We start from the raw sequence: 15,007 nt of genomic DNA on the forward strand, positions 1-15,007 counted from the left end.
GTCCCACAAGGACCTCGAGTCCCGGCAATCGTCCCGCTAGACGGACCGCGTCAGAATGCGGAGCACCTCCAGCGTGCGCGGCGCCGCATCGGGGTCCTCGCCGTCGCTGACCGCCATCCGCACATGCGCGTCCCGGGCCGCCCGCACCGCCTCCGGCCAGCCGGGGTGGTCGAGATACGACGACACCGGCGCGTCCGGCCCCACCTGGTGCATGATCCGCAGCACCCGGAGCACCGCGGTGTCGACCAGCGCCGCCTCCTGCGAGTCACGGAAGATCGTGCCGACGTACTTCTCGGCGGACCAGTGGTCCAGCCAGGTGTCCTCGACCAGCCGGTACACGGCGTCGGTCACGTCTCCGTACCCCTCGACACCCGCCAGCCAGACGTCCCGCTGGAACACCGGATCGGAGAGCATGTGCAGCGCGGAGCGCACATTGCTGCGCCAGCGCCACCACGGCATGTCGTTCAGTGGCATGCCACCCATCGTGGATGAGCGACGGCCGCGACGGGAAGAGTTCTCCGAACCTTGGACACCTTGCACGGTCATCGATCGTACGTTCCCCCCAACGGGCCGCTCACCGACCCCCGCAATTCACCTGTACGTCACCCTTCGTTGACCGAAGGTCACTCCCAGGTTAGCGATGTGGCGGAATCGTGCGTGACCATGACCGGCAGGCGACGCACGCGCAGCACATTTCACCCCATGATCTCCCGCACGGCACGCGGGTCCCGCCTTGCCCGCACGGTGGGCGCCATGGTCGCGGGTGCGTCGCTGGTCGCCGGATGCGGTGTCGTCCCCGGTGTCACGGGGGGTGCCGGGGACGACACGATCACCGTCATGACCTGGGCGCCGTCGGACACCAACGCGACCAACAAGCCCGGCATGCCCGCCCTCGCCCTCGCCTACGCCCGCCATGTGAACGCCCAGGGCGGCATCGACGGCCGCAAGATCAAGGTCCTGATCTGCAACGACCACAACGACAGCGTGGGCGCCGCCAAGTGCGCCCGGCGCGCGGTCAAGGAGGACGTCGTCGCGGTCGTCGGCTCCTACAGCCAGTACGCCGACTCCTTCTTCCCGGTCCTGGAGGGCGCCGGCATCCCCTACATAGGCGGCTACGGCATCACCAGCAACGAGTTCACCAGCCCGCTGTCCTACCCGGTCAACGGCGGCCAGCCCACGCTGCTGGCCGGCCTCGGCAAGGAGCTGGCCGCCGGCTGCGGGCCGGTCACCCTGGTCCGCCCCGACACCATCGCGGGCGACGAACTGCCCGCCCTGATCAACTCGGGTCTGAAGGCGGGCGGCCACGAGGACGCGGCGGACCTGCACGCCGCCGAGGACGCCACCGAGTACTCCCGGCAGTCGGTGGGAGCGTTGCAGCAGGCGACCGCCGACCCGACGGAGCGGGGCTGTGTGGTGCCCGCGCTCGGCGACCGCACCAGCACCTTCATGGACTCCTTCCGGCGCGCCCGGGAGAACTACCCGGAGGTCCGCACCGGCACCGTGCTGGGCAGCGTCGACCAGACCGTGATCGACGCCTCCGGCGGCCGCTCGGGGCCGTACGAGGGGGCGTACATCACGGGCTGGTACCCGGTGGAGACCGACAAGCGCTGGGACGAGATGAAGCGGGTGATCCGCGAACAGGCCTTCTCCGACACCCGGATCGACCCCGCGGACGCCGGAGTGCAGACCTCCTGGATCGCGTACACCGTCTTCCGGGCCGTCGTCGAGGGGCTCGGCGACGACGAGGACGTGACGGCGGCCTCGGTGCGCCGGGCCCTGGACGACGGCGTCGAGGTCAGCACGGGCGGGCTCACGCCGACCCTGCGCTGGAAGTTCCAGGACCGGCTGGCCTCGGTGGGCTTCCCGCGCCTGGTCAACGCCAACGTCACCCTCCAGGTCGTCCGCGACGGCCGGCTGGTCGCCGCCCGCAAGGGCTTCACCGACGTGACCCGGACCCTGCAGGGCGCCGACGTCGGCTGACCCGCCCGCCGCTCAGAGCTGGGTCGGCTGCCGCTCGGTCAGGCCGTAGGTCTTCGCGATCGCGTTCCACAGCTTGGCGGCCTCCGCCTTCTGCGTGGTCGCGGTGCCGCTCTCCCGGTTGCCCGCCTGGGTCTGGCCGGTGCTGCGGGCCTGCCCCTTCTTGCAGAGCTTGCCCTTCTGCCCGGCCACCTGGTCGGCCCAGGCCGCGTAGTGGTTGTCGGCGGACGCGGACGCTTTCCAGGCGTTGGTGAGCGCGGTGGTCAGCGCCGCGTTGTTCGGCAGCTTGTCCACGGCCAGCCCGGACAGCCGGGTGACCAGCTGGTTGCGCTGCTTGGCCGCGTCACGCAGGTCCTTGGCCGCCTGGGCGAGGTTGGTGCAGGACTTCACGTCGTTCACCGCGTTGATCACGGCGGTACGGCTGTCACCACTGTCGGCGAGCAGCTTGTCCAGCTCGATCGCCTGCTGCTCGGCCGGGTCCACGGACGGCGAGGGGGGCGCGGTGGCGGACTCGCTCGCGGGCGCCGTGGCGGAGACGGGCTTCGGCGTCTCCTCCTCCTCGCCGCCGCCGGCGAGCAGCGCGCCCGCGCCGATCCCGACCACCGCGATACCGATGCCGCACGCCGCGATCAGCGGCACCCGGGAACCGGTACGGCCACCGCGGCCCCGGCCCTGGGCGGGCTCGTCGTACGACGGCACCGGCGGCCGCGGACCCTGGACGTGCGGCAGCTGCTGGGTGCCGGCGGCGGCGCCGTCGGCGCGGAAGAGGTTGTCGAACTCGGCGGGCGTCTGCCGGGCCCCGGGCACGGGCGGGATGTACTGGGTGGCCTCGGCGTCGGGGCCGGACGGCTGCGGCCCGGCCGGCGGCTGCGGAGCCGCGCCGGGGGCACCGCCGTTGCGGGCGCGCCCCAGGTACTGGGTGGTCTCGGCGGGACGCTCGGCAGCCCCCGCGGCGGGCATCTCCGGCGGCAGCGCGCCCGGAGTCACCGGCGGAAGGTACTGCGTCGCGCCCTCGTGCGCGGAAGCGGACCCGGGCTGCACGGGCGGCAGGTACTGGGTGGCGCCGTCCGGGGCGGCGCCGCCGGGTATGCCGGGTGCGGACCCGACCGGCGGTATGTACTGGGTCGCGCCCTCGTCGGCGGGCGGCGGCAGCGGCGCCCCCGCGCCGGCCGGGGGCGGCAAGGGCGCACCGGCACCCTGCGGGGGCAGCGGAGCACCGCTCGCGGCACCGGAGTGGCCCGGGTACGCCCCGCTCGCGCCGCCCTGCGCGGGATGGGCCGGGGCGCCGTACGCCCCCGCGTTCCCGCCGTACGACGGGCTCGGCGCGCCCTCGGGCGGCAGCGGCCCGGCACCCGGAGCATGCGAGGCCTGCGGGGCCTGCGGGACGGGCGGCGCACCGGCGCCGGGCTGGGGCGCGGGGTAGCCGCCCTGCGGGCCCTGAGGGGTCCCCCACGCCTGGTCCGGCGGCGCCGGCCAGTTCTGCTGCGGGGTGTGCTGCTGCTGTCCGGGTCCCCACGGCTGTCCCCAGGCCTGGCCGCCGGGCGGGGCCTGGGCCGGGAGGGGGCCGTCGGCGGGGCGGCCGGGGCCGGCCTGCATGCCCGGCAGCAGGGGCTCGCCACCGTCGGAGGGCAGCACGATGCCTTCGCGCGCGGGCTGCGCCGAGGGCTCCTCGCCCTGTCCACTCTGCGTCACCGGGACTCCTACGAATGGGGGACCTTCGGAATCGTCGGCTCACGCTACCGGGTCCCCGGAGCCGGTGGCCACGCAGCACAGGGCGTGACCTTCTTCCCTGTGACGGCGGTAACAAAACCGCCCCGCGGCACGCTGTTTATGTCACCTCCTGCCCGCCGACCTCGCGTTCTCCGTGGGTTCACGCTCCGCGCGGTCCCCGTTCACGCCGCCTGCTGGAGATCCAGCCGCGCTCCGAACTCCCGTACCACCGCCTCGTCCCGGAACGGGTCCAGCCGCTGCTGCAGGTCCTCCAGATACTCGGCGCCCCGGTTGGACCGCAGGGTCTCCAGGAGCTCCACGGCCTTCAGTCCCGTGTGGCAGGCCTGTTCGATCTCGCGCTGCTGCACCTGAGCCGTGGCGAGCAGCACATAGCCGATCGCGCGCCGGCGGGCCCGGGACTCGGGGTGCCCGTCCAGGGACTGCTGCGCGCACCGCGCGGCGGCCTCCGCCTGCCCCAGGTCGCGGTGGCAGTGGGCGAGTTCGTCGGCGAGGTAGGCCTGGTCGAAGTGGGCGATCCACGCGGGGTCGTCCCCGGAGGACGGATCCGCCTGGTCCATGGCGCTCACCGCGCGCCCCACCGCCGCCTGGGCGGCGCGCGCGTCCCCCATGAGCGCGTGGCCGCGCGCCTCCGCCGCGTGGAACATGGCCTCCGCGCGCGGGGTCACGCGCCCCCGCGCCCCCTCTTGCGCCGCCCGCGCCAACTGGGCGATCTCGCGCGGGTTTCCGAGCTGGGCGGCGAGGTGGCTCATGGAGGCGGCGAGGACATAGCCGCCGTAGCCGCGATCGCCCGCCGCCTGGGCCAGCCGGAGCGCCTGGATGTAGTAGCGCTGGGCGAGCCCGGGCTGGCCGGTGTCGACCGCCATGTACCCGGCGAGCTCGGTCAACCGGGCGACGGCGGCGAAGAGTTCCCGACCGACCGACTCCCGGTAGGAGCCGGCGAGCAGGCCCGAGACCACGCTGTTGAGGTAGTGCACGACGACCGGGCGGACATGCCCGCTGCCGTACTGGTGGTCCAGCTCGACCAGCGCCTGGGTCATCGAGCGCACGGCGGCCACGTCCGACCGGCCCACACGGGGACCGGCCGAGCGGGCCACCTGCGCGTCGGGCGCCGAGATCAGCCAGTCGCGGCTCGGCTCGACCAGCGCCGAGGCGGCGACGGACGAACCGGACAGGAAGTCGCGGCGCCCGACGTCGCTGCGCCACAGCTCGCAGACCTGCTCGATGGCTCCCAGTACCGTCGGCGAGAACTGGAGGCCGACGCCCGACGCGAGATTCTTGCCGTTGGCCATGCCGATCTCGTCGATCGTGACCGTACGGCCGAGTTTGCGGCCCAGCGCCTCGGCGATGATCGCCGGGGCCCGACCGCGGGGCTGCTGTCCGCGCAGCCAGCGGGCCACGGACGTCTTGTCGTAGCGCAGGTCGAGTCCGTGTTCGGCGCCGCACATGTTGACCCGGCGGGCGAGCCCGGCGTTCGAGCACCCCGCCTCCTGGATGAGCGCCTGCAGCCGTTCGTTCGGCTGCCGCGCGACGAGAGGCCTTGCGGCCATGGCGTTAACCCCCTGTGGCTGCGGTGCCTGCCCGTGCACCGATGTGTGTGTCTTCCCCGGCCGTTGCCCGTCGCCGGTGGCGAAAGCTCCGGTCGTGAAGATCAATGCCCCGTCGTCGTACCGAAAATGCGGACATGCCCCGAAAATGCGAAGCATGCGCGGCTTGCCGGGGTAAGCCGGGGTAAAAGGCACCCCGTACCCACCCGTCCCCTCCTGGCTACCCAGGTCCCGCCACGGATCCTCCCGCGCGCCCCCACCCGTGCACCCATGCGCCCCGGACGCCGAATCGATGCTCCTCCCCCGCGCGCGGAGAGACCCGGGGAGAGCCGTAACCCGAGGTGGACGCGGGAGTTGAGTTCCACGTGGAAGAGACGATCCCGGCCACCGAAGCCGCACAGATTCCGAAGCAGCGCGGGGAATCGCTGCTGGAGACCGCCGTTCGCTACGCCGAGGAGCGCCACTGGGACGTGTTCCCCGGCACCTGGCTGGAAGCCGTCGACGGAAGTCAGCGCTGCTCCTGCGGCGACGCGCTGTGCGAGGAGCCCGGCGCGCATCCCGCGCGCACGGACTGGGCGACCCAGGCGACCGGCAGCGCGACCGTCGCCCGCCGCATGTGGCAGAAGCAGCCGAACGCGTCGATCCTGCTGCCGACGGGGCGCACGTTCGACGCGATCTCCGTGCCGGAGACGGCGGGCTTTCTCGCGCTGGCGCGCATGGAGCGGATGGAACTCACGCTGGGGCCGGTGACGTTGACGCCGGCGCGGCGGATGCAGTTCTTCGTGCTGCCGGGGGCCGCTGCGAAGGTGCCGGATCTGGTGCGGAAGCTGGGCTGGTCGTTGGCGTCGCTGGATCTGGTGGCGTTGGGGGAGGGCAGTTACGTCGCGGCGCCTCCCACGCGGTACGGGTCGCGGGGGGCCGTGCAGTGGGCCTGCCGGCCTACGCCCGCGAATCGGTGGCTGCCGGATGCGGAGGAGTTGATCTCGCCGCTCGCCTATGCGTGCGGGCGGGATCGGTGACGCCTGCTCGTCTGCCTGGTTGCTGATCTTCGGCGGCTGCGGGTCGTGGGTGGTTGCTCGCGCAGTTCCTCACGCCCCTCTCGGAGTTCCTCCACCGTAGGGTTCAGACATGACGTCAGCCGTACGCGTTCATGGGCTCTGGAAGCGGTTCGGGCAGCAGGTCGCCGTTGCCGGGATCGATCTGGAGCTGCCTGCCGGGAAGTTCATCGGGCTCGTCGGACCCAATGGAGCCGGGAAGACCACGACCCTCTCCATGGTGACCGGGCTGCTGCGGCCGGATCAGGGCAGCGTCGAGGTGGTCGGGCACGACGTGTGGCGGGATCCGGTCGAGGTGAAGGCGCGGATCGGGGTGCTGCCCGAGGGGCTGCGGCTGTTCGAGCGGCTGTCGGGGCGGGAACTGCTGGGATACACGGGCAGGCTGCGCGGCCTGCCCGGCGCCGAGGTCGACAAGCGGGCCGGCCAGCTGCTGGACGTGCTGGATCTGGCGGGCGCCCAGCACAAGCTGGTCGTCGACTACTCCACCGGTATGCGCAAGAAGATCGGGCTCGCGGCGGCCCTGTTGCACAACCCCGAGGTGCTCTTCCTCGACGAGCCGTTCGAGGGCGTCGACCCGGTCTCCGCGCAGACCATTCGGGGCGTCCTGGAGCGGTACACCGCCTCCGGGGCCACCGTCGTCTTCTCCTCTCATGTGATGGAGCTGGTGGAGTCACTGTGCGACTGGGTGGCCGTCATGGCCGCCGGGCGGATCCGCGCCCATGGCACCCTCGCCGAGGTGCGGGGCGACTCCCCCACCCTCCAGAAGGCCTTCCTCGAACTGGTCGGCGCGCACGGGCGGGACTCCGGGACCGACCTCGACTGGCTCGGCGGCGGGGCCCGATGAGCGCGGCCACGGAAGCCGGCGTCACCGCCACCGTCGTACGGCTGAAGCTGTCCCTGCTGCGCAACGGGTTGCGGCAGTCCGGCGGGCGGAAGGCCGCCTACATCGCGTCGGCCGTCGTCACGCTGCTGTTCGCCGTGCTCCAGGTGCTCGGTCTCGTCCTGCTGCGCGGCACCGCGCACGCGGACTCGCTGGTCGTGCTGCTGGTGGCGGTGCTGGGGCTGGGGTGGGCGGTGATGCCGCTGTTCTTCCCCAGCGGGGACGAGACCCTCGACCCGACGCGGCTGGTGATGCTGCCGCTGCGGCCCCGGCCGCTGGTGCGGGCGCTGCTCGCCGCCTCGCTGGTGGGAATCGGGCCGCTGTTCACGGTCTGCCTGTTCGCCGGTTCGGTGATCACGGTGGCGCGCGGGGCGGCGGCATACGTCGTCGGCGTCGTCGGGGTCGCGCTGGCGCTGCTCGTCTGCGTGGCCCTCGCGCGGGCCGTCGCCGCCGCCAACATCCGGCTGCTGACCAGCCGCCGGGGGCGGGACCTGGCGGTGCTGAGCGGGCTGGTCGTGGCGGTCGGCGCACAGGTCGTCAACTTCGGGGCGCAACGGCTCGGTTCGTCGGGGCTCGGCCAGCTCGACCCGGCGGCGGACGTGCTGCGCTGGGTGCCGCCGGCGTCGGCACTCGCCGCGGTGGACTCGGTGAGCGGGGGCGACTACGGGGTGGCCGCGCTGCAACTGGCGCTGACCGTGGCGGCGCTGGCGGCCCTGATCGCCGTATGGGCGAGGCATCTGACCCGGCTGATGACCTCGCCGGACGGGTCCACGCTGCCGAGCGCCGACGCGGCCGCGCGGGAGCGGTCCTCGACCGGGCTCGGGCGGCTGCTGCCGGGCGGGCGGACCGGGACGGTCATGGACCGCAGCCTGCGCTATGTGTGGCGGGATCCGAAGACCAAGGCGGCGTGGGTGACCTCGCTGGCGATCGGGCTGATCGTGCCGGTGTTCAACGCCGTCCAGGGCACCGGGTCGGTCTACTTCGCCTGTTTCGCGGCGGGCATGCTCGGCATCCAGATGTACAACCAGTTCGGGCAGGACACCTCCGCGTTCTGGATGGTCGCGATGACGATCTCGTCCACCCGGGACGCCTACGTCGAACTGCGCGGGCGGGCGCTGGCCCTGCTGGTGATCACCCTGCCCTACGCCACCCTGGTCACCGTCCTGACCACGGCGCTGCTCGGCGACTGGGCGCGGCTGCCGGAGGCGCTGGGGCTGTCCTACGCGCTGCTGGGGGCGATGCTGGCGACCGGGGCGTGGAGTTCGGCGCGGTTCCCGTACTCGATCCCGCAGGAGGGCTACAAGAACGTGGCCCCCGGGCAGGCCGGGCTCGCCTGGATCTCCATCCTCGGCGGGATGGTGGCCGCCGCGCTGCTGTGCGCGCCCCTCATCGTGGCCACGATCCTGATCCACACCGGCGCGGACGCCGAGGAGTGGGGCGCGCTGCTGCTGCCGGCGGGCACGGTCTACGGGGCGGCGCTCGCCTACGCCGGCCTGCGCCTGGCCGCGCCGCGCACGGCCGCGCGGCTGCCGGAGATCCTGACGGCGGTCAGCAAGGCGTGACGAGCGCGGTCCCGGGGGGCGTTCAGGGCGTGCGGACCGCGTCCAGGAACGGCTCGATCGCCGCGCGCCAGGCCTCGGGCTGGTCGTAGTGGACGAGGTGGCCGGCGTCGGCGACCTCCGCGTACTCGCCGCGGGGCAGCACCCGGACCATCTCCTGGGCCTCGGCCCGGCCCAGCTCGCCGTCGAGGCCGCGGACCACCAGGGCGGGGCAGCGGACCTGGGCCAGCTCCTCCCAGTGGGCGTCGTAGACCCAGGTCTCGCGGGACTTCAGCATCTGCTCGGGCTCGAAGACGGGCCGCCAGCCGTCCGGGGACTCGGCCATGACCTCGGCGTAGAAGGCGCCGCGGGCCGGGTTCGGCCGCTCGACCCAGGGGTCGTCCTCGCCGAACCACTTGCGGACGTCGGCGAGGGTGGCGAAGGGCACCGGCCAGGACCTGAACCAGGCGGCCCACTCGCGCTGCGAGGCGGCGCCGAGCGCGGAGGCCCGCATATCACAGATGATCAGGGCGCGGACGAGGTCGGGGCGTTTGGCGGCGAGCTGCCAGGCGGTCAGCGCGCCCATGGCATGGCCGATCAGGACGGCCGGGCCGAGGCCGAGCTGTTCCAGGGCGGCCTCGGCGTCGTCGACGTAGGCCTCACGGGTGAAGGCGGCCTGTGGGGGCTTCTCGCTCTGGCCGTGGCCGCGCTGGTCGAGTGCGACGGCGCGATGCCGCTCCGCGAGCCAGCGGGCGGTGGGCGCCCAGTGCGAGGCGCGGCCCATCAGGCCGTGGAGTAACAGCACTCCGGGGGAGGCGGGGTCCGGGTCGGAGTCGCTCTTGGGCGGGTCGCCGAACTCCCAGGCGGCGAGCCGTACGCCGCCCGCTCCGGTCACGTCGATGCGCCGCGCCATGTCCCGGCACCCCCCAAGCTCCGCTCGTACGCCTGAGTACTGCTGGTCGTGCTCTGGTGCTGCTGTGCGGTGTGCTGTCCGCCCCCGCAGACTATCGAAAGCGCATTCGAAGATACGGTCTCGGCGGACAACACCCCTCGTTCGAGTGACCCCACTCAAGGATTGATCGCCGCCGCCGAGGGGAGATCTTCAGCGGGAGGCGGACCGCTCGGGGAAACCGGTCCGAGGGGGACGACCCTGAGAGCTCGGGGCTCCGGGTCGAAACAGGGGAGGACAGGCCCCGGCGCCGCAGGGCGCCGGGGCCCTCTGCAGAACCGGCCGATGCGCGACCCATCCGCCCCACCCCTCGCGGTCATATGCCTCACGCGACAGCCTGACACGCGAAGCGGCCGGGCGCCGGGATTCGGCGCACGGAGTCCGGGATTCGACACGATCGACGGGACTACGTCACAACTCCCCTGTGGCGCAAGGGAGTTGACCGCCACAGGGTGGTCGCGGGCTCAGCGCTTGGCGACGAAGACATGGGAGGCGACGTCCGCCTCCAGCTCGGCGGCCTCGCCACCGCTGCCCACCAGCACCCCGCCGGCCGACTCCGTCACACTCACCACCGAGCCGGGCTGCACACCCGCGCGGCGCAGCGTGTACATCAGCTGGGCATCCGTCTGGATCGGCTCGCCGATCCGGCGGACCACGACCGTCTTGCCCTCCGTGCCCGGGTCGAGCTCGGCCAGCGAGACCATGCCCTCGTCCAGGAACGGGTCGGCACCGTCCTTCTCGCCCAGCTCCTCCAGGCCCGGGATCGGGTTGCCGTACGGCGACTCGGTCGGGTGCCGCAGGAGCTCCAGGACGCGCCGCTCGACGGCCTCGCTCATCACGTGCTCCCAGCGGCAGGCCTCGGCGTGCACCTGCTCCCACTCCAGGCCGATCACGTCGACGAGCAGGCACTCCGCGAGCCGGTGCTTGCGCATCACGCGCGTGGCGAGCCGGCGGCCCTCCTCGGTCAGCTCAAGATGCCGGTCGCTGGCCACGGACACCAGGCCGTCACGCTCCATCCGCGCCACGGTCTGGCTGACCGTCGGCCCGCTCTGGTCGAGCCGCTCGGCGATCCGGGCGCGCATGGGGACCACACCTTCCTCCTCCAGCTCGAGGATGGTGCGGAGATACATCTCCGTGGTGTCGATCAGTCCGGACATACGTGCCCCTCGATGAGATCTGCCGAATGCTCGACGGCGCTTCGGCGCGTGCGCTGGCCCTGTCATCAATTCTGCCGGATGCCACTGACAACCGTGCGGCGCCGCCGGAACCGGGGGCCGGAGGCCTGGACACGGGAGTCCCGGACACCCCCTCCCGCGCCACCCCGTATTGACAGCACAATGGTCCAGACCGCACGGTGATCCGCGACACACGCAACAGCGATCCGCGACACACGCGACGGCGCGAAGGAGCTCGCATGGGCGACAGCAAGCTGGCCGACCAGTACCTGGACGCCGCGATCGGCCTGCTGCAACGTGTCCGCGACGAGGAGGCCGCCCCCATCGCCGCGGCCGGCACCCTGCTCGCCGACACCGTCGCCGACGGCGGCCGGCTCTTCGCCTTCGGCGCCGGCCACTCCTCGCTCGCCGCCCAGGACCTCGTCTACCGCGCCGGCGGCCTCGCCCTGATGAACCTGCTCGCCGTCCCCGGGGTCGTGGGCGTCGACGTCATGCCCGCCACCCTCGGCTCCGCCCTGGAACGCGTCGACGGCCTCGCCGCCGCCGTCCTGGACAGCTCCCCGCTCCGCGCGGGCGACGCCCTCGTGATCGTCTCCCTCTCCGGCCGCAACGCCCTCCCCGTCGAGATGGCGATGAACGCCCGCGCCCTCGGCATCCGCGTCATCGGCGTCACCTCGGTCGCCTACGCCACGCAGACCAGCTCACGGCACGCCTCCGGCACCTTCCTCAAGGACCACTGCGACATCGTCCTCGACTCGAAGATCGCCATCGGTGACGCCGAGCTGACCCTCGACAGCGTCCCGGCGCCCTTCGCACCCGCCTCCACGGTCGTCACCACGGCCCTCCTGCAGGCCGTGATGGCCACCGCCGCCGGTGTCCTCGCCGAGCGCGGCATCGAGCCCCCGCTGCTGCGCTCCGGCAACGTCGACGGCGGCCACGAGTGGAACGGCCGCGTCTTCGAGCAGTACGGGGACCGGATCTTCTACCGGCAGTGAGCCACCCCGAGCGCTTACGGCTCGGACCGCACCAGCCCCGCCAGATCCAGCGCCGCCCCGATCCGTACGGCGACGTCCTCGGCGTACGCCGTGTCGGACCGCTCGAAGGCGCTCCGCCCGCTCGCCCGCAGAAACGTCACCACGCCCAGCGTCCGCCCCCGGCTGCGCAGCACCGCGCACAGCGCGTGCACCGCGTCCTCCGGCCACTGCCGGGCCCGCGCCCAGGCCCGCGCCTGGTCCGCCGGCACCGTCCCGACGCCGGCCCGCACGGTGCCGATCCGCTCCACGCACTGCAACGCCGGATGCCCCTCGCCGTAGCGCACCGGCAGCCCCGCCTGGCCCACCGACAGGCTGGGCCCGGGCGCGCCGGAGGGGGTGGCCGCGATCCGGACCAGCCGCACCGGCCCCGAGATCTCCCCGTCCGCGATCGCCCCGCCCACGACCCGGTCGATCAGCGCGTGATCGGCGAACCCGGCCAGCGCGAAGTCCAGATGGACGGTGGCCGCCTCCAGCGGGTCCTCGCACTCCGCCGCCGCCCGCGCCGCGCGGTGCAGCTGGTTGGTCCGGAACCGCAGCAGCGCGGCCTCCTGCTCACCCTGCTTCGCCTCGGTGACGTCCTGGAACAGCCAGCCGACGCCCAGCGGCACCGGCTCCTCCGCGAGCGGCGAGGCCAGCCGCACGAACCCGCAGCGCCAGCAGCGCCGCCGCTCCCCGTCCGGGGTGCGCACCCCCACCCAGATCTCGGCGGGCGCCGGCGGCGCGCCCTCGGCCAGCACATGGGTGAGCGCGCTCTCCAGTTCCTCCACACCCTGGGCCAGCAGGTCCCCGAGCGGCCGCCCCAGCACCGCCGTACGCCCGGTGCCCAGCGCGCGGGCCGCGTGCGCGTTGACGACCGCCGGGCGCAGATCGGCGTCGACCAGCACGACACCCCAGCTGGCGTCCTCGAACAGGGCCTCACTGAGCGCGATGGACCGCTCCAGGTCGATCTGCGCGTGCACCTCGCTGAAGGCGCAGTACACCCCGGCGGGCTTGCCGTCCGGCCCGCGTACGGCGGCGGACTGGGTCCGTACGAGCACCCGCCCGCCGTCCTTGGTCACCAGCGCGAACTCGTGCACCTGCCGACCCGGCGCGTGCATGGCGGACAGCAGCCGCGCCTCCACCTCCTCGGCGTCCGCGCTGCGCACCGCCCAGCCGGCGAACCCGTGCCGGCCCACGGCCTCGGCCGCGGTCCAGCCGAGGATCCGCTCGGCCTCGCGGTTCCAGTGCGTGACGACCCCGTCGGCGTCGAACGCGCACAGGGCGGCGTCCATGCCGTCCAGCAGCGCGGCAAGCAGATCCGAACCATCCCGCTCGGGCTCGTCCGGCCCCAGTTCGTCGGTGGTCCCACTACGCCGGGAAGCACTCACCTGGACCCCCTGCAGGCTGTGTCCGCACGTACGGCACGTCGGTCGCGCTCACTGGCAATCATTCAACTCGAACGTGACCCAGCCCACATATGGTTCCCGCAAGATTGCAAGGAATCCGCGACGAATCGTTGCCGTCCGGAAACCGCCGTCACGTTGTCATGCACCGAACGCCAGGGCACGGCCCCGTACGGGTCCGCCAAAAAAGGGGTTGAGCGGTCCCAGGGCGGTTCTTAGGGTGTGCGGTACACGAGAAGGGAGGTGGTTCGGCAGATGTATGAAAACCGGACGCGTGAGGTGGCTGCGGGCTAGCGGCTCGCCACCACACTCAGTGCGGTGCCGGACCAGCGCGTGAGCGAAGCGCGCAGCCGGCCCAATCCCAAGCAGTCACCCGACCCGCGAGCTGCCGGTACGTCCGACCGGCTCCTCCTTCGAGGAGGACCAGGCTCGCGGGTCGTCTGCGTTCCGGGCGAGACACGTCGTCCGGTGTTCGAGCGCAGTACGCTGGGCGCATGCTCGCGCTCGTTCGACGCCGCCACGTGGACTTCGTCCGCGTCACGAGCATGGGCTGTCGACGCTCCCACATCTGAGCCGTCCGGCCCTTCTGCGCTTCTTCTGCGTTCCTTTACTTCTTTCTTTTCTTCGTTCGGCGCCGTGTCCCCGCCCCACCCCGGCGGCGGCGCGGCCCCCGTGTACCCCTGCGGATGTCTGACATGAACCTCTCTGCGCCGTACCGGCAACTTCCCGTCATCGATCTCTCCGCCGCCGACGGCGGCCCCGAAGCCCGCGAGGCCCTGCATGCCCGGCTGCACGCCGCCGCGCACGACGTGGGCTTCTTCCAGCTCGTCGGGCACGGGGTCTCGCAGGCCGAGACCGAGGCGCTGCTCTCCGCCATGCGCCGCTTCTTCGCGCTGCCCGAGGCGGACCGGCTCGCCCTCGACAACGTCAACTCGCCGCATTTCCGCGGTTACACGCGCACCGGGGACGAGCGCACCGGCGGCGCCCGGGACTGGCGGGACCAGCTGGACATCGGGGCGGAGCGGCCGGCCCGGATCCCCGGTCCGGGCGAGCCGGCGTACTGGTGGCTCCAGGGGCCGAACCAGTGGCCCGCCGCGCTGCCCGAGCTGCGCACCGCCGCGCTGGCGTGGATCGACCGGCTCAGCGGGGTCGCCGAGCGGCTGCTGCACGAGCTGCTGACCGCGATCGGCGCGCCCGCCGGCTTCTACGACCCGGTCTTCGGGGAGCACGCGCATCCGCATCTGAAGCTGGTGCGGTATCCGGGCAGCGCGGGAGACGGCGCCGACCAGGGGGTGGGCGCCCACAAGGACTACGGGTTCCTGACGCTGCTGCTGCAGGACGAGGTCGGCGGGCTTCAGGTGCAGCGGGAGGACGGGCTCTTCCACGACGTGCCGCCGATCCCGGGGGCGTTCGTGGTGAATCTCGGGGAGCTGCTGGAGGTGGCCACCAACGGGTATCTGCTGGCCACGAACCACCGGGTGGTCTCGCCGCCCGGGGCCACCGAGCGGTTCTCCGTGCCGTTCTTCTACAACCCGCGGCTGGACGCCCGGATCGAGCCGCTGCCGTTCCCGCACGCCTCCGCCGCGCCGGGGGTGACCGACGATCCGGCGAACCCGCTGTTCGCGGAGTACGGCTTCAACGAGCTGAAGGGCAAGCTGCGGGCGCATCCGCTGGCGGCCCGGCGGCATCACGCGGAGCTGCTCAGCCCCGCGTGACGCCCTTCAGCGCTGAGTGCGCTCAGT

12 protein-coding genes are annotated in these 15,007 nt (G+C 73.0%); 6 read left to right on the top strand and 6 right to left on the bottom strand.

Translation table 11 applies throughout. The features are described from left to right. Positions 1–36: 36 nt before the first annotated feature. Positions 37–546, bottom strand: a complete 510-nt coding sequence (locus tag ACZ42A_RS12060) for an SCO4402 family protein (protein WP_468527063.1) — start codon at positions 544–546, stop codon at positions 37–39. 117 nt (positions 547–663) lie between these two features. Between ACZ42A_RS12060 and ACZ42A_RS12065 the strand changes: the two genes are divergently transcribed. Next, a complete protein-coding gene (locus ACZ42A_RS12065) occupies positions 664–1,980 on the top strand; it encodes an ABC transporter substrate-binding protein (RefSeq protein WP_468527064.1) in 1,317 nt (438 codons plus the stop codon). A gap of 12 nt (positions 1,981–1,992) precedes the next feature. Here ACZ42A_RS12065 and ACZ42A_RS12070 read toward each other — a convergent pair whose 3' ends face one another. Together ACZ42A_RS12070 and ACZ42A_RS12075 are read right to left on the bottom strand one after the other, a co-directional pair. Continuing rightward, positions 1,993–3,669, bottom strand: coding sequence for a hypothetical protein (locus ACZ42A_RS12070; RefSeq protein ID WP_468527065.1), 1,677 nt, complete (start codon positions 3,667–3,669; stop codon positions 1,993–1,995). A gap of 200 nt (positions 3,670–3,869) precedes the next feature. Continuing rightward, positions 3,870–5,255: a transcriptional regulator gene (locus tag ACZ42A_RS12075; RefSeq protein ID WP_468527066.1), complete on the bottom strand. Its 1,386-nt coding sequence runs from the start codon at positions 5,253–5,255 to the stop codon at positions 3,870–3,872. Between the two features lie 362 nt (positions 5,256–5,617). On the opposite strand from ACZ42A_RS12075, the gene ACZ42A_RS12080 reads away from it, so the two are divergent. The 3 genes from ACZ42A_RS12080 to ACZ42A_RS12090 all read left to right on the top strand — a co-directional run bounded on the left by ACZ42A_RS12080 (position 5,618) and on the right by ACZ42A_RS12090 (position 8,749). Beyond that, positions 5,618–6,271, top strand: coding sequence for a bifunctional DNA primase/polymerase (locus ACZ42A_RS12080; RefSeq protein ID WP_468527067.1), 654 nt, complete (start codon positions 5,618–5,620; stop codon positions 6,269–6,271). A 109-nt stretch (positions 6,272–6,380) separates the two neighbouring features. After that, positions 6,381–7,151, top strand: coding sequence for an ABC transporter ATP-binding protein (locus ACZ42A_RS12085; RefSeq protein ID WP_468527068.1), 771 nt, complete (start codon positions 6,381–6,383; stop codon positions 7,149–7,151). Continuing rightward, positions 7,148–8,749 carry a transporter gene (locus tag ACZ42A_RS12090; protein WP_468527069.1) on the top strand — a complete coding sequence of 534 codons (1,602 nt, stop codon included), beginning with the start codon at positions 7,148–7,150 and terminating at the stop codon, positions 8,747–8,749. Before ACZ42A_RS12085 ends, ACZ42A_RS12090 begins: the two co-directional genes overlap by 4 nt. A 22-nt stretch (positions 8,750–8,771) precedes the next feature. Here the strand turns inward: ACZ42A_RS12090 and ACZ42A_RS12095 are convergent, their stop codons facing one another. Together ACZ42A_RS12095 and ACZ42A_RS12100 are read right to left on the bottom strand one after the other, a co-directional pair. After that, complete coding sequence (locus tag ACZ42A_RS12095) at positions 8,772–9,638, bottom strand: alpha/beta fold hydrolase (protein WP_468527070.1); 867 nt, start codon at positions 9,636–9,638, stop codon at positions 8,772–8,774. Positions 9,639–10,138: 500 nt separating this feature from the next. Next, entirely contained in the window at positions 10,139–10,831 is a 693-nt protein-coding gene (locus tag ACZ42A_RS12100; RefSeq protein WP_165999814.1) for a metal-dependent transcriptional regulator, read from the bottom strand. Positions 10,832–11,088: 257 nt separating this feature from the next. Here ACZ42A_RS12100 and ACZ42A_RS12105 point away from each other — a divergent pair, with 257 nt between their 5' ends. Beyond that, positions 11,089–11,844, top strand: a complete 756-nt coding sequence (locus ACZ42A_RS12105) for an SIS domain-containing protein (protein WP_468527071.1) — start codon at positions 11,089–11,091, stop codon at positions 11,842–11,844. A 14-nt stretch (positions 11,845–11,858) separates the two neighbouring features. On the opposite strand, the gene ACZ42A_RS12110 is transcribed toward ACZ42A_RS12105, so the two are convergent. Then, positions 11,859–13,250, bottom strand: coding sequence for a PAS domain-containing protein (locus tag ACZ42A_RS12110; protein WP_468527072.1), 1,392 nt, complete (start codon positions 13,248–13,250; stop codon positions 11,859–11,861). A gap of 710 nt (positions 13,251–13,960) precedes the next feature. On the opposite strand from ACZ42A_RS12110, the gene ACZ42A_RS12115 reads away from it, so the two are divergent. After that, positions 13,961–14,980 carry an isopenicillin N synthase family dioxygenase gene (locus ACZ42A_RS12115; protein WP_468527073.1) on the top strand — a complete coding sequence of 340 codons (1,020 nt, stop codon included), beginning with the start codon at positions 13,961–13,963 and terminating at the stop codon, positions 14,978–14,980. Positions 14,981–15,007 lie beyond the last annotated feature (27 nt).

The sequence above is a fragment of the Streptomyces sp. NPDC030838 genome (assembly GCF_055572035.1).

Excerpts from the sequence above, each read along its gene's own strand:
- ACZ42A_RS12060 (WP_468527063.1), bottom strand. The coding sequence starts at position 546 with ATGACCGTGCAAGGTGTCCAAGGTTCGGAGAACTCTTCCCGTCGCGGC.
- ACZ42A_RS12065 (WP_468527064.1), top strand. The coding sequence starts at position 664 with ATGACCGGCAGGCGACGCACGCGCAGCACATTTCACCCCATGATCTCC.
- ACZ42A_RS12075 (WP_468527066.1), bottom strand. The coding sequence starts at position 5,255 with ATGGCCGCAAGGCCTCTCGTCGCGCGGCAGCCGAACGAACGGCTGCAG.
- ACZ42A_RS12085 (WP_468527068.1), top strand. The coding sequence starts at position 6,381 with ATGACGTCAGCCGTACGCGTTCATGGGCTCTGGAAGCGGTTCGGGCAG.
- ACZ42A_RS12090 (WP_468527069.1), top strand. The coding sequence starts at position 7,148 with ATGAGCGCGGCCACGGAAGCCGGCGTCACCGCCACCGTCGTACGGCTG.
- ACZ42A_RS12095 (WP_468527070.1), bottom strand. The coding sequence starts at position 9,638 with ATGGCGCGGCGCATCGACGTGACCGGAGCGGGCGGCGTACGGCTCGCC.
- ACZ42A_RS12100 (WP_165999814.1), bottom strand. The coding sequence starts at position 10,831 with ATGTCCGGACTGATCGACACCACGGAGATGTATCTCCGCACCATCCTC.
- ACZ42A_RS12105 (WP_468527071.1), top strand. The coding sequence starts at position 11,089 with ATGGGCGACAGCAAGCTGGCCGACCAGTACCTGGACGCCGCGATCGGC.
- ACZ42A_RS12115 (WP_468527073.1), top strand. The coding sequence starts at position 13,961 with ATGAACCTCTCTGCGCCGTACCGGCAACTTCCCGTCATCGATCTCTCC.